Origin of the sequence: Acetohalobium arabaticum DSM 5501 (genome assembly GCF_000144695.1) — a bacterium.
GTDB classification, from domain to species: domain Bacteria; phylum Bacillota; class Halanaerobiia; order Halobacteroidales; family Acetohalobiaceae; genus Acetohalobium; species Acetohalobium arabaticum.
Window position 1 is genome coordinate 221,272 of record NC_014378.1, and the last position, 19,924, is coordinate 241,195.

Below are 19,924 nucleotides of genomic sequence, written 5' to 3' on the forward strand. Positions count from 1 at the left end.
ATGGAAGCAGAGTTAATTCTGCTTCCAATTTTTGTGAATAAATTTGTTAGATAGAAACAGAAGAGTTGGAAGGGGGACTTTAGATATGTTCGGACAGCTAAAGAAGTTAATTGCTGCTTTTGGTATTCTGATTTTTACTGTTATTCTACTACTACCGTCTCCGGAAGGACTATCGACAGCCGGTAAGAATTCTTTTGCTGTCTTTTTTCTCTGCTTGGGTTTATGGGTCAGCCAGATGCTTCCGCTGTCTGTTACAGGATTGCTGGGGATAGCTTTGATGCCGCTGTTGAATATCCTGGGTCCGGAAGAGACCTTTGCTTTATTCGGTAATAAGGCGATCTTTTTTATTTTGGGTGCTTTAATTCTGGCAGCCGGACTCTACCAGACAGGCTTGGGAACCAGAATTGCTGCCAAGATTATCGGTGCCTTCGGGAAGAGTCCGAGACATCTGTTAGTTGGTGTTCTGCTGTCTTCAGGACTTTTATCCTGTATTATGCCTGAACATGCTGTAGCTGCGTTATTATTTCCGATTGTACTGGAAATAGCTACTATTTTGGAGTTGGAGCCGCTTAAGAGTAATTATGGTAAGCTGCTCTTTTTCGCTATGGCCTGGGGGGCTATTGCCGGTGGAATTACGACTTTTTTAGGCGGAGCCCGTAATTTACTGGCTGTCGGCTTGTTGGAGAAGCAGTATAATATCTCTATCGGTTTCTTTGAATGGATTAAGTACTCCTGGCCGATACCTGCTTTACTTCTGGCAGTTGTTGCTTTTATGATGACGAAAGTATTTGAAATTGATATATCCAATATAGATAAGGCGAATGAAGAATTAAAAAAACGCCTACAGGAAGCAGGAAAAATGTCTGTTAGAGAGAAAAAGTTAAGTATGGTTTTAGTTTTAGTTATCTGTAGTTGGTTATTTCTATCCCAGGTAATTGATATCTCTGTGACTGCTATTTTGGGCGGCGTTTTAACCTTTGTTGTCGGGGTAGTAGAGTGGCAGGATATTGAGGAATATATTAACTGGAGTGTGCTGTTGATGTACGGAGGAGCAATAGTTGTTGCTACCTCCCTAGTTAAGACCGGCGCTACAGACTGGTTATCCCAGGCTGTTTTTGCTCGGGTGGAGCTGCCTCCATTTATCTTTTTAGTCTGTCTAGTGATCTTTACTAATCTGCTTACGGAAGGGGTCAGTAATGTAGCAGCAGTAGCTATTGTTCTGCCTCTGGCCTATAGTGTAGGAGAGGCTTATAGCCTGAATCCGATTATAATTACTCTGTCAGTAGCTCTGCCGGGTGGACTAGCCTTTATGTTGCCGATGGGAACACCGCCTAATGCAATTGCCTTTTCTTCCGGTTTTTACCGGGTGCAGGATGCTGTTAAGCTGGGGATTATGCTGGATGTTATTGCTTGGTTGATCTATATACTGGTAGCTAGATTCTACTGGCCGTTGATCGGTTTGAAGATTACTTTATAAATTCAGGAGGATATGTAATGAAGAGAATAATGCTTATCTTATTCAGTTTTGCAAAAGCAGAGAAAGTAATCTCCCGGAGTTTTGAACTATTGGGAGAAGAGGATGAATTATATGTAGCCGGCTTTGTAGACCACAAACTTCCTGAATCTTTATCTGATTTGATCTCAGATGTAGGATTTTTAGGCGATAAGGTGACTGAAGATGTGGAATCAGCAGTTATTGCTGAGTATAAGAAGCGGGCTGAAGGAAAGCTTGATTTAATCATAGAGCAGGGAGAAGAGTATTCTGGAACAGTCAAAGCAGAGATGTTATCTAAGGATGAACTGGCTGATCTAAAGTCCCGGATTGAGCAGGGAAAGGCAGACTATTTACTTATCAATTATACCGATGATCACTTTTTAGCTGAAGAGGTGTTGGATTATCCTTTGGATGAGATTTTAGCCAGAATAGATATTCCATATGAAGTCTATTATGATGGTGAATTAAGCAGACAACAGGATGAAATTTAAAGTTAATGGATGAGGTGTTGCAGTGCATTATCAAGTCGGGGAAGTTTCGCCGTTCCAGATCTTTTTTCTATTTTGTTGATATATTTCAAAAAGCAACTTAAAGCAGCCCCAAAAGAAAGAATGATTAAAATATAAAGCAGAATTTTTACGCTATAGCTCTAAGTATGGTTTAATGCTAGTTGACTAGGGCTGATTTTGGCAGCGTTTGAAATATATCAACTCTTAATTGCAGCATTATATTCATAAAAATTGACCTACTCCCCGCCCGTTCCTATCGTCACAAACGAGGATTCTTATTAGATATAATCCAACTTCCTAACCAATGTTACGCTGGGATACCCTGCCCAAATGGGCTAGTATTCCAATTAGTTAGGCAACTGATGGAGTTTGAATCATATTTAACTCCATAGGACGAGGTCAAAACGCCTTCTAACCTAGAGGACTTATCTAAGCTGCCCCTAGTATACTTCTTGTATATGTTAAAAGCTCCTACAAAATCTCGGTGAAAACTAACATTACAATTTGGGCAATCAAAATTTCTATCACTTGGTTTGTGTTGATAACCGCATTGAGGACAGGTTTGACTAGTGTAGCTTTCATCTATAAATTTAACTTTAATACCTATTGCTTTAGCTTGATACTTTATTATATCTATCAATTGCCCAAATAACCATTGATGCATTTTTTGATTATCTTTAGTACCGAAATTAATTTTTTCTCTAATACCTTTTAGATCACCGATAACTATTGTAGAAATTTCTCTCTTTAGGCAAAAACTAATAAGATGGCTTGCGTATTTTTTCAACACATCCATAATTTTGTTTTTGCTTTTAGAGAGCAACTTCTTTTTAGCTCGGTTTAACTTTTTCCAGCGGTTAGAGTATTTTTGACACCTAGACATCTTTTCTTGCAGTTTAGCTAACTCTTTATTTCTAAAGCGAATAAAAGAATTTAATCTACCGCCATTATAAATAATACTTTCTTTAGTTTGGTTATTATAAGTTACCATAGGATGCTTTTGGCCTAGATCAATTGCTAAAACCTTATCGTTATCATAATCAATCTTTTTATTTTTAACTTCAACTGTTATATGAAGTTTATATTTATCTTCGTTATGATGATAGATCAATTCTGCATATTTAGGTTTTTTAGTTAAACTAGGAGCTTTAACCTTAATTGCTTTACCTTTTCTACCATTAGATAATCTTAATACACCATTATCTTTTAGCTTGATTGCTGACCTTTTATATATAACTTTATTATACTTTCTAGTCTTATAAGGTGGTTTGGCATTTTCTTGGTTTTCTTTAGCATTAAAGAAAGATTTAAGATTATTATAATATTGTTGAACTATACCTTGTTTAGTCTGTGAATGAAGCCTAAATTCACTAGCATATAACTTAATTAGTTTCTCCATACCATTTTTGCTTAACCATATATTTTTATTTTGCTTTAACTTAAATATTGTACTAACTACTTTAGAATAGATTCTACCACTTTGTCTGGATAGTTGTTTAGCTAGTTCTTGTTGATTGATAGGTAGTATATAGGTTTTATTCACTTGTTTCACCTCCTCCAACTCATTTTTATTATATCATACACTTCTAGAACTTGCAAGTTTATTCTATAAATGATATACTAACTTTGGAGGTGTTAACATGTCCTTAAAAAATAGAACTAAAATAGGCACTACTTTAGATAATGATGTTAATGAGAAACTGGAAAAATTACATCAGGCAACTAATATCCCTAAGTCTAAATTGTTTGATGAAGCAATTGAAGATTTATACAAAAAGTATAGAGAGAATTTTAATTTTCAGATTGACTAAAGAATTAAAATAGCCAATTCATCCCCGCCCTAATTCAAGGGGGAGGCTTTCTTGGCTACAATTTGGTAACTGATGGAGCTATTTAAAATGTAATTTCATCAATCTTTGTTTCAGCAATTCCATCAGCTGCCAATCGAGCTGCAAATTTATCTATATCAGAAACAATATATATCCGCAGCACTTCTATCTCGCCCTCAAGCTGATAACTATCTAGGCAGGCTGGAATTAATACTGTCTCTCCTCTGCTTACTTTAAGTGTACCTTGGTTATAATTAATTATAGCCTGTCCAGCTAAAGGGAGCAGAACTTCAAACCGCTTCTTGACTGGCTCTGCTGTGAAGCTGTCCTTAACCTTTATCTTTTCAGTAATAAAGTGTTCAGAGATAGATAGAATCTCTCGCTGGTAATTATCTTCTTTAAGCTTAATACTCTGACACTTAGCATGACTCTTTCGGCTGAAATCAATTGCTTTTAGTGCTTCTTTGATATTGAGCTTTCTCGGCTGACCGTTATTGTCTACACGATTCCAGTCATAGATGCGGTAGGTAGTATCGGAATTCTGCTGAATCTCTGCCAGTAGGATGCCCTCTTTAATGGAATGGACGGTACCAGCAGGAATAAAGATTACGTCCCCGGATTCAACAGGAATGCTCTTTAATTTATCTATCACCTGGCCTGTCTCAATGCTAGCAGCCAGCTCTTCTTTAGTTACCTCCGGCTGTAAGTCGTAGATCAGCTCTGCCTTCGGCTTAGCATCGATGATATACCATAACTCATTCTTTCCGGAGTCTCCTATCCTATATTTAGCAGCATATTCATCATCGGGATGGACCTGTACCGACAGTTTATCATTTGCATCCAGCAATTTAATCAACAGCGGAAATTTATCATAATCACTTCGTTTAATCTTCTGTCCCATAATTTCAGTCCAGTACTTATCAATCAATTCAGGTAGACTTTCTCCTTTAAAGTAGCCATTGCTGATAATACTGGTTCCATTCTTATGAGCGGCTAACTCCCAGCTTTCTCCGATTCTATCTGCTGGTAGATTACGGTCGAATTGTGCAGCTAATCGATTACCGCCCCAGATCTTTTCTTTATAGATTGGTTTAAACTTTAGCGGATAAAACATCTTGATTCCTACCTTTCATTTTGACTCTCGTATGTATTGTATCATTTTTAAGGAATTAGTCAATTTCCATATTGGCTTTCCCTGCAATTACTTTAATTTTACATATTTATACTATTGTTAATTACAGCTTAATCCTATATAATTTAAGTAGATGAAATTTTGGAGGGATCAGCTTGACAAAAGATAAAAAGAAATTATATTTATTAGTTATAGGAGTAGTCTTCTGTTTAGTAACTTTTACTGTAACCTTTGTTTTTAAAGCTGAAAACCACGATATTACCACAGCTAAACAGCATAACTTAGATAAGTTAGAAGAAAAGGCTAGAACAGAGTATTATAACGGAGCATACCGGGAAAGTATTAAACTCTATCAGGAAGTGCTGGAAAAGAGCAGTGCCAGAATAGATACTCGTAAGAATCTGGCTGTAGTCTATGAAACAGTAGGTGATTATAAATCAGCAGTTAATCAGTATGAAGCAGTACTTTCTACAGATTCTGATGAGCATTCAGTCTATTATGACTTAGGTGAGCTTTATTATAGCTTAGGAAAGTATAATCAGGCCCTGAAGAATACCAAACAAGCCGTTGAGTATATAGAGAATGAAGCTATTTTGAAGCTGGCTTATTTAAAGTTAGCTCAGATTCATAAAGAGCGCAGTGATTACCATCTGGCTTTATCTGCAGTTAAGCAAGCGTTAAAGCTGGATCCTGATTCAGCAGTAGCTTATTATTATTCCGGTCAGATAAAGGACAGGTTGGATCAGCTTCAGGAAGCTGTAGCTGATTATAAACAGGCTCTTAATAAGGACGGCAGTTTTGTTGAGGCCCAGCTGGATTTAGCTGATGACTACTTCAAGTTAGAGAAGTACAAAGAGGCTAAAAAGCTTTATAAGAAGATTCTGGAGCGTAATGGTGAGTTTAAGATAGCCCAGACAAGGTTAGATAGGATAGAAGAAATCAAGCCTGATCTATTTAAAACAGAAGCAGGGGAAGAAAGAAGTAAAGAGGAAACAAGGGAGGAGCTGTTAAATAAAGAAGTAACCTTTGCCCAAATAGAGCCGATTGAAGCTAAAGACAGTCTATCTCAAGTAAGAATCGGTCTGGCTGATGGTAGGGAGTATTTAGCTTTTAGAGCAGCTTCTGAGTTTGTAATTAAAGATAAGGCTAGCAAGAAGGTTTTATTTACAGGAGCTGCCCAAATTCCCTGGCAGTTAGAAATTATGGATACAGGAGAAATCGGTCTATTCAATAAATCCGGCCAGCTGAAAGAGAAACTAACAGCTCCGGTGGCTATTGAGACTAAACAGGATGAGGCTCCTATCTTACTCCATAATATCGATTATGGACAGGGCTATTACTGGGCCGGTAAAGAGGATCGGCAGTATCGAGGACAGATTGAGATTAACCCCAATCAGGATACATTTACTGTGGTTAATCCAGTTAATCTGGAGGCCTATCTCTATTCAGTAGTACCTTCGGAGATGTCAGCTTCCTGGCCGATAGAAGCCTTAAAAGTCCAGGCAGTGGCTGCTAGAAGCTATACCCTATTCCATTTAGGAAAGCATGGATATGAAGGTTATGATCTCTGTTCTACTGTCCACTGTGCTGCCTACGGTGGAATTACCAAAGAGCATCCTCGGACTATTCAGGCAGTTGATGAGACTCGTGGTGAAATCTTAACTTATAACGGCCGGCCGATCAATGCCGTTTATAGTGCAAATTCCGGCGGACGGACAGAAAGCAGTGCTGCTGTCTGGGGGGGCGAGGTTCCTTATCTGCAGGGAGCTTCGACAGCATTAGCTTCGCTAGGAGAAGAAAACTTACAGCAGAAGTTCCCGTTTGAGCCTTATCAGCTCCAGAAGTGGTTATCGACTGCCCCTAAATCTTACTCTGATCACTTGGAGTACGGGCGGGCTAATCGCTACCGCTGGCAGCGGGTAATTAGAGCCGATGAAATTGCTGCTAAGCTGGATATCGGTAAAGTTAAGAAGCTAGTACCGACAGCTAGAGCAGAAGGCGGTACTGTTGAAGCTATCAAAGTAGTAGGTGCTACCGGAGAGGAGATTATTGATCGCGGACTCCGTTCCTTCTTTGGCGGCCTGCGCAGCAGCAGATTCATAGTTCAAACTGAATATGGTTCCGACGGTCTGGCGGATAATTTCATCTTTTACGGTAGCGGCTGGGGACATAATGTCGGTATGGACCAGGTAGCAACAGCCAATATGGCTCATTCTGGCTACAGCTATGATGAGATACTGCTCCACTTCTATACAGGGGTTAACTTAACTTCTAAATATTAAATCTAACTAACCGGCAGTCTCAAGGAGGCTGCCGGTTTTCTTTAATTGACAACTATTATGCTGACTGGTATAATATTCAAAGACATAGGTAAAAAATTGTAGAGAATATTATGACATATGGATAGATTACATTTCATAGGCGGAGGTTATTAGCAAATGAGGAATGTGGATTTACATTTACATACGACAGCTTCTGATGGTTCCTATACTCCAGAGGAGCTGGTAGAAAAAGCAGTAGGGATGGGATTAGAGACAATAGCAGTTACCGACCATGATACAGTTGGCGGTGTGGCTCCGGCTTTAACTGCTGCTAAAGAAGTGGATCTAGAAGTCATTCCCGGCGTCGAATTTACTACTTACGTCGGTCAAGAAGAGGTCCATATTTTAGGTTATTACTTTGATTATCTTGATCAGAATTTTTTAATGGAATTAACTAAGCTGAAAGAAGCCCGCGAAAATCGGGGTAAGAAGATAGTTGAGAAGTTGAATAAATTAGGCTTAGAGCTTGAGTGGAAATCAGTAATAGAGGTGGCCGGTTCAGGTGCTGTAGGTAGGCCGCATATTGCCCGGGCTTTAGTCAATGAAGGCTATGTAGCGGATGTATCTGCTGCCTTTGAGGATTATCTCGGTGACCGCGGACCGGCTTATGTCCCCAAGACACAGCTTACGCCCCAGGATGCAATTGAGGCTATCAATGAAGCAGGCGGTGTTGCCGTTTTGGCCCATCCTGGCCATCTATCGACTAATGAGTTAATAGTTGAGATTATAGAAGCCGGCATTGATGGTATCGAAGCTTATTATTCCGGCCATGATGAAGAGGAAACTAAACAGTATATCAAGTTAGCAAATCGGTATGATCTAATAATCACCGGAGGCTCTGACTGCCATGGTCCCAAGATTAAGGAAGGTATTCTGCTGGGGACTGTTGATATTCCGGATAATGTTATCGATAACTTAAAGGTAGCCTATAGGAATAGATATAATATTGAGTCGATAGATTTTAAAAAGTACTTAAAGGTATATCCTGAGACTTCAGGTCTATATCCTGAGAAGCTGCAGGAAATAGGGGAGAAGTATCATGATAAAGGATATTTAACTAAAGAAGAATTATATGAACTGGCTTATCTGAATTCTACCCGCAGTTCTTATCATGTCAAGAAGAATTCTCCGGATCGCGTAAAGAAAATAACCGAGATTGTCTATAACTTAGCTGATGAATTTTCTCAGCTGACACTCTTAACCGGGTTACTGGGAGTAGGAATTCCAACAGCTTCAGCAATCTTAACCAGTCTAGATGAGGCCAGCCATACAGTAATAGATACCAGAGTCTGGGCGACTCTCTATCAAATGGGTTATTTCGATACCAAAAAGGAATCTTTTAGTGCCGATGATTATATCAGAATTATCAATATTGTAAGAAGATTAGCTAATGAGACGGACTTAACCACAGCTGAGATCGGTTATGCTCTTTTTGCTTATGATGTAGAACACCGCGAAGGAACTCTCCATTAAGCGGACTGAAGGGAACTGCAAAAGAGTGATCGATAAACGAGAAGAAATAAGCTAGAATTGGAGGTCCAGTTATGAGAAAAGTTTTGACTGAAGATCTAAAGGCGGGAATGAAAGTAGCTAAACCACTGTATTTAGCAGACGGAACCGTATTACTTAATGCTGGAGTTACATTGAAGGAAAGCTATATTCAACAGTTAAAAGAAAGGAATATTCCGGCTCTTTTTATTATTGATGAAGATCTGCCGGACGTAGAAGTTCCAGAGATGATTTCTGATCAAACAAGGCTGCAGGCGACACAGACACTGCAGGAATGTATGAATGATATCAGTTTAGGTAATCAATTCAATGCCCGTAAAGTAAAGAAAGCAGTTAATAATATTGTTGATGAATTGACATCAAAGCGTCATGTTGTAGTTCATTTGAATGATATTAGATCCTATGATGATTATACCTTTGGCCATTCAGTAAATGTGACTTCTTTGGCGATTTTGACCGGCATGAGTATGGGCTATAATAAATTAGAACTGCGTGATCTCGGAATTGGAGCTTTATTACATGATGTAGGTAAGATTACAGTTGATGAAGATATTCTATTGAAATCAGAGGGGTTGACTGATGAGGAGTTTGCAGAAGTTCAGAAGCATGCTCGGCGGGGCTATGAAATTGTCAGAGAGACAGATGGTATTAGTTCCTGCTCAGCCCATATAGCCTTTCAGCATCATGAGCGCATCAACGGTTCAGGTTATCCCCGCGGGCTGACAGGGGATGAGATGCTGGAGTTTGCCCAGATTGTAGCTGTAGTCGATGTCTATGATGCAATCACTTGTGACCGGGTCTATCGTGATGCACTTGAGCCCCATGAAGCTTTAGAGATTCTAGAAGATATGATGCAGGCTAAACTGAACCATGAGATTGTGCAGGTCTTCTTTGAAAATGTAGCAATCTATCCAATCGGTACTCTAGTTGAATTAAGTACCGGCCAGATAGGAATAGTGGTAGATGTCAATAAAGAAGATCTATCATCTCCAGTAGTTAGATTAATTAAAGAAGATGATGATGTTGAGATTGAAGAGATTGATTTAATGCATAATGAAGGAATAGAGATTGCCGATGTAATTACTGATAGCAAAAGGGATGAATATATAAATACTTAACTACTGAGCGGAAGGGAGAAAGAGATTATGAAGGATTTAGCTGATATAGCAGTCTTTATGGATCGTGATGGGACAGTAAGTAAGGAGATAGGCTATGTTAATCATGGTGATCGGTTTGAATTACTGCCGCGGACCAGTGCTGCTGTTAAACTGTTGAATAATGTAGGAATCAAGGCTATTCTGGCTACTAATCAGGCTGGGGTAGCTCGGGGATATTTTCCGGAAGAGAGGATTAATGAGGTACATGATAAACTAAAGCAGCTTTTAGCAGAGGATGAGGCTTATCTGGATGCTATCTATTACTGCAAGCATCATCCTGATGTCGGTGAAGGCGAGTACAATAAAGACTGCAACTGCCGGAAGCCTAAACCCGGTATGTTAAAGGAAGCAGCTAAAGATTTTGATTTAGACCTGGAAGAATCTTATATGATTGGTGATAAGATCAGCGATATAGAGATGGCTAAACGGGTGGGAGCAACAGGGATTCTAGTTCTGACCGGTTACGGTCAGGGAGTCTATGAGTATGAGCAGCAGGACTGGCCGGTAGAGCCGGATTATATAGCAGATGATCTATTTGATGCTGTAGACTGGATCTTAAAGGAGCAAGGTATATGGAAGAGATAGTATCTTATCTATCCAGATTTTCTCAACAGAAGATTTTAGTAGTTGGTGATATTATTGCTGATGAGTTCATTGAAGGAGAGCCGGAGCGTATTTCGCGTGAAGCACCGGTTTTAATTTTAAACCAGAATGATCGGTCGGTTCTACCCGGCGGCGGGACCAATGCTGCTAATAATGTTGCTGCTTTGGAAGGACAGGTTTATCTGGCAGGTGTTATCGGAGATGATGACTTAGGAATTCAACTGAAGGAATATTTAACCGGACAGAATATTAAGACAGATGGCTTAATAGTAGACCAGACTAGACCCACTTCGGTTAAGACTAGAATCTTAGCCGGCGGCGGTCAGACAGTAAAACAGCAGGTGGTCAGAGTTGATAGGCTGAAGAGATCCAATATTGATTCTGAAATTGAAGATAAACTGCTGGAGTATATTGAAGAGATACTGCCCAAGATGGATGCTGTTATTCTCTCTGACTACGGGAATGGAGTCTTAACCCCGCGGGTAAAGAGGGAAGTGATCAGATTAGGCAATGAAGCCGGTAAGATCATAGCTGTTGATTCTCGATATGAACTATTAAGCTTTAAGAATATAACAGTTGCTACTCCTAACAAAGAAGAGACCGAAGAGGCTTTAGGAATTAAGCTGGATAGTAAAGAGAAGATAGATGAAGCCGGTCGGCGGCTGTTAGAAGAGATGGAAGCCGATTCAATGTTGATTACTCTAGGCGGCGAGGGAATGGCTTTCTTTAATCAAGCAGGATTAAAGAAACATATTCCGGCTGTAAACTATACCGAAGTCTTTGATGTAACCGGTGCTGGTGATACAGTGATTGGGACTTTAGTCTTGGCCTTGGCTAGTGATGCAGATTCGGTATCAGCTATGCGTTTGGCCAATCATGCTGCTGGGATAGTGATCAGAAAAGCAGGAGTAGCTACTACTAGCTGTGAAGAAATGAAGAAGTATTTAACAGAATAGAGAAAGGATGCTGTTATGTTAAAGAAAGTAACTGCACTATCAGACTTAAAGGAAATTCTACAGGATAAGACAGATGAAGAGATAGTATTTACCAACGGCTGTTTTGATATTCTCCATGTCGGCCATATTAGATATCTACAGGAGGCCAAAGCTAAGGGTGACTTCTTGGTTGTAGGGATTAATAGTGATAAGTCGGTCCAACAGTTAAAGGGAAAAAAGCGTCCAATAGTACCGGAAATGGAACGGGCTGAGATGTTAGCTGCTTTAGAGATGATAGATTATGTAGTTATCTTTGCTGAAGTGACAGCTAAAAGTATAATTAGTGAGCTTAAGCCTGATATTTATGTCAAAGGCGGCGATTATAAGATTGATGAACTACCTGAAGCTGAGGTAGTAGCCGAATACGGCGGCAGGATAGAATTAGTTAAGGAGGTCAAAGGTGCTTCAACTACCAATATTGTAGCTGAAATTTCAGAAAGATATTAAGTGAAAAACAGCCGCAATTGCGGCTGTTTTTATAATTAAATTTATTTAACTTTGTTTTTAACTTCTTCTTTTACTTGATTAGGTGATAAGTTTTTAGCATTGATTACTTTACCTTGAATTTCATTAGCTGTTTTTACTGCCTCTTGGTTCTGTCCATTGACAATTACTGCATCTGCCTTTTGAGTAGTATCAGTGTCACCTTTAGCAGTTGCATTAGCTCCTAAAGTAGCTACTTCAAAACCTGACTTTTTTAATTCCTGAGCAACCTCGGATAATCCTTCTTCGACAGCTACTTTCTTCTTACCTTTATTTTTCATTAATAGATTCCTCCTTAGATAAATATCTTATTTCCACTACTATTATGGTCATTAAAATAAGTTATGATACATTTAAATTTTAATTAATTTGGAATTCTTATAAACATGATGATATAATAAACATGATTACATCAGTTGGATTTTTAACAAAAATATTAAGAGGAGGAGATTCTATGGGGAAGATATGCCAATTTTTTAACAACAGTATTAGAAATAGATTAATTATATTATTATTGGTTATTGGATTAGTTCCTGTCGCTGTAATGAGTTACTTTCAAGTTACAGAGACTAAAGAGACATTAGAAGATAACTTTGTTGATTCAACTACGAAGGAGATTAAACAGGTTGATAATGCTATTAATCTTTACTTTGACACAGTAAAGAGAAACTGTGAGATGTTGGCGGCCGATTCTACTGTACAGCAGGCTGATGAAAGTATTACTTCTTATCTGAATAAAACTAAGGAAGAAAATTTGAATTTAACTCCGGTTGAAAACGGCGGGGTTGAGACTGAAATTTATAAGGAGTATCTCCATTTTGCTGAGACTCATCCCAATGCTGCCTATGTATATATGGCGACTACTGATGGAGGATATATTCAGTGGCCGGCTAATTCAGTTCCCAAAAATTATAATCCTGCTGAGCGTTCTTATTATAAGGAAGCTATGCAGAACAAAGATCAGGTTATAAGAACTAGCCCCTATTACTGGTCGGCAGATGATGCAGTGATAGTAAGTACAGCTACTACAATCGAGGATGATACTGGAGAAATTATAGGAGTTCAGGGACTTGATGTTAGCTTAAAAGGATTGACAGAAATGGTGAAGAATATAAGTGTTGGAGATACAGGCTACATAATTATGACCACTGCCGATGGTACTATTCTGGCCCATCCTAAAAAGCCGGAGTTGAATTTTAAAAATATTGAGAAACTTGGCATTAATAAGTTAAATAATATATCTCAGATAGAAGATAAAGAATTTACAACAGCAATGGACGGTAGAGAGTATCTGATGAATCTATACACTTCATCTGAGACCGGTTGGAAGTTTATAGCAGTGATAGAGAAGTCAGAGATAGACAGCCAGATTGGTGCCCTGTATAGAAAAATAGGACTGATAGCCTTAATCTGTGTAGTTATAATTATAATTGCTGCTGGAATTATCTCTAAACGGTTTACCCAGCCGATAACTGCAGCTACTAGATTTGCTAAAGAGATTGCTAAGGGGAACTTAAATGCAGCACCACTGGAGAGTAATTCACAGGATGAAGTGGCAGACTTAATTCAGGCCTTAGAGAAGATGCGGCATAAATTAAAGGATATGCTTACTAGTTTAGTCGATACCATCGAAGATTTATCGGCCTACAGTCAGGAATTATCGGCTTCCTCTCAGGAAGGTAATGCAGTAATTGAGCAGAATACAGAGAATATTGAAGAGATGGCATCAAGTATTCAGGAAATTTCAGCCAGTAGTCAAGAAGTAACCGGTTTGGCTCAAGAGACAGACTCTCAAGCAGAGGAAGGGAAAGAAAAGATAGATGAATTAACTAATGTAGAAAAGGTTAACAGGGTAGTAAATAATGCAGTAGAGAGTATTCAAGAGCTGAATGCTAATTCCAAGGAGATCGGAAAGATAGTAGAGCTGATTTCTGATATAGCTGAACAGACTAATCTGTTAGCGTTAAATGCTGCTATTGAAGCAGCTAGAGCTGGAGAAGATGGTCGGGGATTTGCAGTAGTGGCTGAAGAGATTCGTGAATTGGCTGAAGAAACCAATCAAGCTACTGCAGAAATAGCTGAATTAATTCAGGATACTCAGAATAAATCACAAGTCAGTCTCGAAGCTGTACAGCAGATGGAGAATAAGGTCCAGGATAGAAAAGAATTTTTAAGAGAGACTAATGAAGCTTTTACTAAAATTAAACAGAAAATTGAAGATACATCAGCCCATATCCAGCAGACTGCTGCTTCAGCCCAGAACTTAGCTGAAAATAGCGAACAAATGCAGCAGGCTTCTGAAGATATGAGGAATATGTCTCAGGAAGTAACTAACTCTTCTCAAGAACTGGCCAAAATGGCCCAGGAACTTCAGGAAGTAGTAGAACAGTTTAATATATAATAATCATAAAAGCAATCGCAATTGCGATTGCTTTTTTCTATTTTAAGTTTAATAAATCCTAGAATCTTCGCGGGCTTGCCCCGAGGAAAGTCAATATTGACAAACAAATAAATTTATAATATAATCTCTTTGAAGGAATATAATGAATGATATAAGTTTCCAAAATTGTTTGAAAATTCATACGAGCCAAAAAATTAAAATTTTATAAAATATAGGAGGTGAAATTTAATTCTTTAAGGGCTGGTTAGGAAAGTAATAGTCAGAAAATAAAGTAAATAAACGGGAGGTATTAGCTGATGGGAAAAACTGAAGAAAGAGGTTCTATTGTAGAAGAGATCCCCGAGGAATTACTGCTAGATAAGCTGCATCGAATTCAAAATGAATTTGGCTATCTACCGGAGGAAGAGATTGCTAAGCTGGCTGAAGAAGAAGAGATGCCTAAAGCTCACCTATACGGAATTATTTCTTTCTATTCTAGATTCTATACAGAGCCAGTGGGAGAATATATAATTCGGGTCTGTAAGTCTGTATCCTGTGGAATAGAAGGTGGAAAAGAAATTCTGCAGGCGATTTCTAATTTAATAGGAATTGAATCTGGAGAAACGACCGATGATGGCTTATTTACTTTAGAGGCTGTCGAGTGTTTAGGACACTGTGAGGAAGGCCCTGTAATTACAGTTAATGATAAGATATATGGAGAAATGACTAAGGCCAAGGCCTTAGAAATCATAGATGATTATAGAAAAAGAGGTGAGCAATGTGAGTGAGAAAAGATATCTAAAAGAACTTGTTGAAGCTGATATAACAGCAGGTTGGGATTATGAATTTTTGAAGCAGGCTATCTCTGTTGGTAAAGACAAGGCAGCCGAGGAAATGGAAGCATCGGGCTTAGTCGGTCGCGGAGGTGCAGCTTTTCCTACTCCTTTGAAGTGGTCATTTACTAAAGATGAAGAGGTAATCTTAATCTGTAACGCTGATGAGGGAGAACCAGGAACCTTTAAAGACCGTTATATAATGGAAAATAACCCTTATTTATTAATCGAAGGAATCTTGATTTCAGCCTTTATTTTAAGAGCCCAGCAGGCCTTTATCTATATTAGAGGAGAATATAGAGAGTCAATTGAAAAGGTACGCCAGGCTATTGAAGATAGTCAGGAAGCTTTGGATTTATGCCGCGAAAATATAACTCAGGACTTTGAGTTAAAAATAGTTGAAGGAGCTGGAGCCTATATCTGTGGTGATGAAACTTCATTGATCAATTCTGTTGAGGGAGTTAGACCGGCTTCACGGATTAAGCCTCCTTATCCGGCCCAGGACGGATTATTCGGCCATCCTACTATCGTCAATAATGTCGAAACTCTAACTAACCTTCCCTTCATTATCAGAGACGGCGGTGAGAAGTATGCTGAGATGGGGGTTGAAAATAGCTGTGGAACTAAGCTGATTGCCATCAGCGGTAAAGTTAATCAGCCCGGTGTTTATGAGATTGAAATGGGTCAAGTAACGATGAATGAATTGATTTATGATTTAGCCGGTGGAATTAAGCATGGTAATGACTTGAAGTTTGTAATTCCTGGTGGAGTTTCTACTCAGATCTTAACTAAGGATGAACTTGATGTACCGCTGGATTATCCGAGTCTCTATGAACAGGGTTCTTCTTTAGGTTCAGGAGCAGTTATTGTAGCTGATGAAACAGTGGATATAGTAGAAGTAGCCCAGGAAGCAGCTGACTTCTTTAAAGACGAAACTTGTGGAACCTGCTTTCCCTGCCGGGAAGGAAATAGACAGATTCATTATCTGCTAAAGAAGATAGCTAATGGCGAAGGTAAAAGAGATTATTTCGAATTAATTAAAAAGATTTCAAATGCCACTAGTAAATCAGCTCGCTGTGGATTAGGAGAGACGGCTGGAAATCTGGTTGTGAGCAGTATCGAAAAGTTGAAAGGCGAATACCTGCAATATTTATAAATAAGGAGGGAAGGCTAGATGATAAAGCTAAAAATCAATAATGAAGAGATAGAAGTAGAAGAGGGAACGACGATCTTGAAGGCGGCTGAAGAGTTAGGGTATAAGATACCTACTCTCTGCTATCAAGAAGATTTAAGCATTACCGGCAGCTGTCGGATCTGTGTCGTTGAGATCAAAGGTCAACAGAAGCTGGTTCCATCCTGTGCTACGGCTGTAGAAGAGGGAATGGAGATTATAACTAATTCGGAGGAAGTCAAGCAAGTTAGACGGGATATCTTTGAGTTAATCATTGCTAATCATCCCTTTGACTGTAAATTAAACTGTCTTACCTGTGCTAGACACGGAGACTGTGAACTACAGGAGGTAGCCCAGGTAATCGGGGTAGAGGAAATCGAGTATGAATTCATCGAAAAGGAATGGGATACAGATACTACTTCTCCTAGTGTAATGCGGGAGAATACAAAATGTATTACCTGCGGTAGATGTGTCAAAACCTGTGAAGAGATTCAGCATGCTGGAGTATTGACTTTAACTAATCGAGGTCCAGCAACTGAAGTATCTACCTTTATGGACAAAGGAATGGGTAATGTAGACTGTACCAACTGTGGTCAGTGCTTGACAGCCTGTCCAACCGGTGCAATTCATGAAGTGTATCGAATTAATGAAGTTATTTCTGCTTTACATGATCCAGATAAGCATGTAGTAGTCCAGACGGCACCGGCGGTTAGAGTTGCCTTAGGCGAAGAATTCGATATGGAATCTGGAATTAATACTGAGGGTAAGATGGTTACCGCAATGAAGAAGATGGGCTTTGATAAAGTCTTTGATACTAACTTTACCGCAGACTTAACGATTATGGAAGAAGGCTTTGAATTTATCGATAGATTAAAGAATGACGGTCCACTACCATTAATTACTTCCTGTTCTCCCGGCTGGATTAAGTTTGCCGAGCATAATTATTCTGATTTGTTGGATAATATCTCCAGCTGCAAATCACCACAGCAGATGTTCGGAGCTTTAACTAAAAGCTTCTATCCGGAGAAGGTAGATGTTGATCCGGCTGATGTAGTCTCGGTTTCCATTATGCCCTGTACGGCTAAGAAGTTTGAGGCTGAACGGGAAGAAATGACTGATACAGGATATCAGGATGTTGATCATGTCTTAACTACTCGAGAATTAGCTGAGATGATTAAAGAATACGGCCTTAATTTTGTTAACCTAAAAGAAGAAGAATATGATGATCCGTTTGGTATTTCTACTGGAGCAGCAGTTATCTTTGGTGCTACAGGAGGAGTTATGGAAGCTGCTCTGAGAACTGCTTATGAAGTATTGACCGAAGAAGAATTAGGTAATGTAGATTTAGAAATGGTGAGAGGCTTTGAAGGAATCAAAGAAGCAGAAGTAGATATTAATGGGCAGACAGTTAAGGTAGCAGTAGCCAGTGGTTTGGAGAATGCTCACCAGCTGCTGAAGCACAAAGATGACTATCACTTTATAGAGATTATGGCCTGTCCCGGCGGCTGTCTCAACGGCGGTGGTCAGCCGATTTCTAATGATTCCGATGTTTTAGAGAAGAGAAGAGAAGGACTATATAATACTGATAAAGAGCGAGAATTTAGAAAGTCGCACGAAAATCCGGCTATTCAAAAGCTTTATGATGATTATCTAGAAGAGCCGTTAAGTGAAGTTTCGCATAAATATCTCCACACTCACTATCATAAAAGAGAGGAATAAAGGTTAGTAAACGGGCACCCTATTAATAGGGTGCTTTTTTCTTATACTTTATTCACGATAATTATAAAAACTGGTTGACATAATTTAAAAGAGACGATATAATGTGAACAAGAAAAGTGCTAGAAAATTAAACTACATAATATTCATCCCCTCAAAAAAGGCACACTTGCTGAAAAGTAAGGTCGCAAAGTCTTGAGTCTAAAGCATAAAGCCATGACTGTCGGACTGCTGAACTGGGAAGAAGTATGGCTAATTTCCCTATTTCTCATGCCTTGCTGAGGAATAGGGTTTATTTATTTTGGGAATAAATTGCTTAGAAGTTACATAATTCAAAATTAATTGAGGGAAAATTATGACAGAAGAGTTGAGTGTTGATTCGCTGGATCAAGTAGTGGAAAAGATATTGATTAAAATTGAAAATAGTCAGAATGAAGTCTTTGAGATTGCTGAAACTGCCCGGCAGGAGTATGAAGCAACTAAGCAGGATCTACAGGAAATCAGAGATGAAACAGCAGAGACAATTCAGAAAGTAGACCAGCTTAGGCTAAAAAACCAGCGGACTAGAAGAGAACTAATGGAAGTAAGCCGGGATTTGAATAATTATGATGAAGAGACGATTAAAGAGGCCTATGAAGAGGCCAAGGAGGTTCAAGTAGAGCTGTCGCTGCTGCAGGAAAAAGAGAAGCGGCTGCGTAAGAAAAGGGATGAATTAGAACGGAGACTCCAGGAATTAGAACAGACAGTAGAGAGAGCAGAAGATTTGGTTTCCCAGATCGGAATTGTCAAGGATTATTTAACCAATGACTTACAGAAGTTCAGCACTCAAGTAGAAGAACTGAAGCAGAAAGAAGAATTGGGGATTAGAATCATTGAAGCCCAGGAGGAAGAGCGCAAACGGGTTGCTCGCGAGATTCATGACGGTCCGGCCCAATCGATGGCCAATGTAGTCTTTAAATTGGAATATTCAGAGAAATTGTTAGAAAAGGATCTTGATCAGGCTAAAGAAGAATTAAATGAATTGAAGGGTTTAGTAAAACAGAGCCTGCAGGATGTAAGAAAGATAATCTTTGATCTGCGGCCTATGTCGCTGGATGATCTAGGCCTGGTTCCTACTTTAAAGCAGTATATTGAAGACTTTATAGATAAGACTGGTTTAGAAGTTGAGCTGACTGTGATAGCCAATGAGGCAGACTTGAAGTCTTCTTATGAAGTAGCAATCTATCGGATAATCCAGGAAGCATTGAATAATGTTCATCAGCATGCCCAGGCAAAGCAGGTTGATGTTAAACTGGAGTTAAGGTCTGAAGTGGTTAATGTAGTAGTTAGTGATGACGGCTGCGGTTTCAATGTTGAAGAGGTGCTTAATACAGCTGATGATGATTCTTACGGCTTATTGAGCATGAAGGAGAGAGCAGAATTACTGCAGGGCAGCGTAGAGTTTAGTTCTCAATCCGGCCGGGGGACTAAAGTGAAGTTAAGAATTCAATTATGAGGAGGAATAATAATGCTTAATATCTTAAAGCGTTTACTCACAGAAGAAGATGGACAAGGTATGGTGGAGTATGGTTTGATTCTGGCTTTGATTGCTGTGGCAGTGGTTGCAGCATTAACTACTATGGGAGAGGATTTAACGACACTCTTTGAAAATATCACTGATGATTTAGGTGTTGGTGGTGGAGGTAGTGACGGTTAATAAAATTAAATTAATAACGTGAAGAAGTAAGATGGGATTACAAGAAAAAATTAACTGAATTAATCAAAAGGTTTCAAAGACGACTCTTAAATTAG

18 protein-coding genes and 1 riboswitch are annotated in these 19,924 nt (G+C 39.1%); of the genes, 15 read left to right on the top strand and 3 right to left on the bottom strand.

What is annotated here, in order from left to right; genetic code table 11:
• The first annotated feature begins 85 nt into the window (after positions 1-85).
• Together acear_RS01195 and acear_RS01200 are read left to right on the top strand one after the other, a co-directional pair.
• On the top strand, positions 86-1,477 hold the full coding sequence (locus acear_RS01195) for an SLC13 family permease (RefSeq protein WP_013277210.1): 1,392 nt from the start codon (positions 86-88) through the stop codon (positions 1,475-1,477).
• 17 nt (positions 1,478-1,494) lie between these two features.
• The gene (locus acear_RS01200; RefSeq protein ID WP_013277211.1) at positions 1,495-1,986 is read left to right on the top strand and encodes a hypothetical protein; all 492 of its coding nucleotides are present in this window, start codon (positions 1,495-1,497) and stop codon (positions 1,984-1,986) included.
• A gap of 325 nt (positions 1,987-2,311) precedes the next feature.
• On the opposite strand, the gene acear_RS01205 is transcribed toward acear_RS01200, so the two are convergent.
• Complete coding sequence (locus acear_RS01205; RefSeq protein ID WP_013277212.1) at positions 2,312-3,547, bottom strand: RNA-guided endonuclease InsQ/TnpB family protein; 1,236 nt, start codon at positions 3,545-3,547, stop codon at positions 2,312-2,314.
• Between the two features lie 97 nt (positions 3,548-3,644).
• On the opposite strand from acear_RS01205, the gene acear_RS01210 reads away from it, so the two are divergent.
• Positions 3,645-3,815 (top strand): ribbon-helix-helix domain-containing protein, encoded by a 171-nt coding sequence (locus acear_RS01210; RefSeq protein ID WP_013277213.1) that lies wholly within the window; start codon positions 3,645-3,647, stop codon positions 3,813-3,815.
• A gap of 82 nt (positions 3,816-3,897) precedes the next feature.
• Here acear_RS01210 and acear_RS01215 read toward each other — a convergent pair whose 3' ends face one another.
• Complete coding sequence (locus acear_RS01215) at positions 3,898-4,947, bottom strand: type I phosphomannose isomerase catalytic subunit (RefSeq protein WP_013277214.1); 1,050 nt, start codon at positions 4,945-4,947, stop codon at positions 3,898-3,900.
• A gap of 173 nt (positions 4,948-5,120) precedes the next feature.
• Here acear_RS01215 and acear_RS01220 point away from each other — a divergent pair, with 173 nt between their 5' ends.
• From acear_RS01220 to rfaE2, 6 genes are all read left to right on the top strand, one after another.
• Entirely contained in the window at positions 5,121-7,247 is a 2,127-nt protein-coding gene (locus tag acear_RS01220) for a SpoIID/LytB domain-containing protein (protein WP_013277215.1), read from the top strand.
• Between the two features lie 156 nt (positions 7,248-7,403).
• Positions 7,404-8,759 carry a PHP domain-containing protein gene (locus acear_RS12745; protein ID WP_013277216.1) on the top strand — a complete coding sequence of 452 codons (1,356 nt, stop codon included), beginning with the start codon at positions 7,404-7,406 and terminating at the stop codon, positions 8,757-8,759.
• 71 nt (positions 8,760-8,830) lie between these two features.
• Positions 8,831-9,913: an HD-GYP domain-containing protein gene (locus acear_RS01235; protein WP_013277217.1), complete on the top strand. Its 1,083-nt coding sequence runs from the start codon at positions 8,831-8,833 to the stop codon at positions 9,911-9,913.
• A 27-nt stretch (positions 9,914-9,940) separates the two neighbouring features.
• Positions 9,941-10,537: a D-glycero-alpha-D-manno-heptose-1,7-bisphosphate 7-phosphatase gene (locus tag acear_RS01240; protein WP_013277218.1), complete on the top strand. Its 597-nt coding sequence runs from the start codon at positions 9,941-9,943 to the stop codon at positions 10,535-10,537.
• Positions 10,525-11,511 (top strand): bifunctional heptose 7-phosphate kinase/heptose 1-phosphate adenyltransferase, encoded by a 987-nt coding sequence (locus acear_RS01245; RefSeq protein ID WP_013277219.1) that lies wholly within the window; start codon positions 10,525-10,527, stop codon positions 11,509-11,511. The genes acear_RS01240 and acear_RS01245 overlap by 13 nt, the downstream gene beginning before the upstream one ends.
• Positions 11,512-11,526: 15 nt before the next feature.
• Entirely contained in the window at positions 11,527-11,997 is a 471-nt protein-coding gene (gene rfaE2, locus acear_RS01250; protein ID WP_013277220.1) for a D-glycero-beta-D-manno-heptose 1-phosphate adenylyltransferase, read from the top strand.
• 41 nt (positions 11,998-12,038) lie between these two features.
• On the opposite strand, the gene acear_RS01255 is transcribed toward rfaE2, so the two are convergent.
• Positions 12,039-12,314 carry a YkuS family protein gene (locus acear_RS01255; protein ID WP_013277221.1) on the bottom strand — a complete coding sequence of 92 codons (276 nt, stop codon included), beginning with the start codon at positions 12,312-12,314 and terminating at the stop codon, positions 12,039-12,041.
• A 173-nt stretch (positions 12,315-12,487) separates the two neighbouring features.
• On the opposite strand from acear_RS01255, the gene acear_RS01260 reads away from it, so the two are divergent.
• From acear_RS01260 to acear_RS01285, 6 genes are all read left to right on the top strand, one after another.
• Positions 12,488-14,434, top strand: coding sequence for a methyl-accepting chemotaxis protein (locus acear_RS01260; protein ID WP_013277222.1), 1,947 nt, complete (start codon positions 12,488-12,490; stop codon positions 14,432-14,434).
• Positions 14,435-14,730: 296 nt separating this feature from the next.
• Positions 14,731-15,201 (top strand): NADH-quinone oxidoreductase subunit NuoE family protein, encoded by a 471-nt coding sequence (locus tag acear_RS01265; protein ID WP_041667204.1) that lies wholly within the window; start codon positions 14,731-14,733, stop codon positions 15,199-15,201.
• Positions 15,194-16,402, top strand: a complete 1,209-nt coding sequence (locus acear_RS01270; RefSeq protein WP_049772631.1) for a complex I 51 kDa subunit family protein — start codon at positions 15,194-15,196, stop codon at positions 16,400-16,402. Before acear_RS01265 ends, acear_RS01270 begins: the two co-directional genes overlap by 8 nt.
• A gap of 18 nt (positions 16,403-16,420) precedes the next feature.
• On the top strand, positions 16,421-18,136 hold the full coding sequence (locus acear_RS01275; protein ID WP_013277223.1) for an NADH-dependent [FeFe] hydrogenase, group A6: 1,716 nt from the start codon (positions 16,421-16,423) through the stop codon (positions 18,134-18,136).
• Between the two features lie 149 nt (positions 18,137-18,285).
• Positions 18,286-18,369, top strand: a riboswitch (cyclic di-GMP riboswitch).
• A 119-nt stretch (positions 18,370-18,488) separates the two neighbouring features.
• The gene (locus acear_RS01280) at positions 18,489-19,628 is read left to right on the top strand and encodes a sensor histidine kinase (protein WP_013277224.1); all 1,140 of its coding nucleotides are present in this window, start codon (positions 18,489-18,491) and stop codon (positions 19,626-19,628) included.
• A 12-nt stretch (positions 19,629-19,640) separates the two neighbouring features.
• Positions 19,641-19,829, top strand: coding sequence for a Flp family type IVb pilin (locus acear_RS01285; RefSeq protein WP_013277225.1), 189 nt, complete (start codon positions 19,641-19,643; stop codon positions 19,827-19,829).
• Positions 19,830-19,924 lie beyond the last annotated feature (95 nt).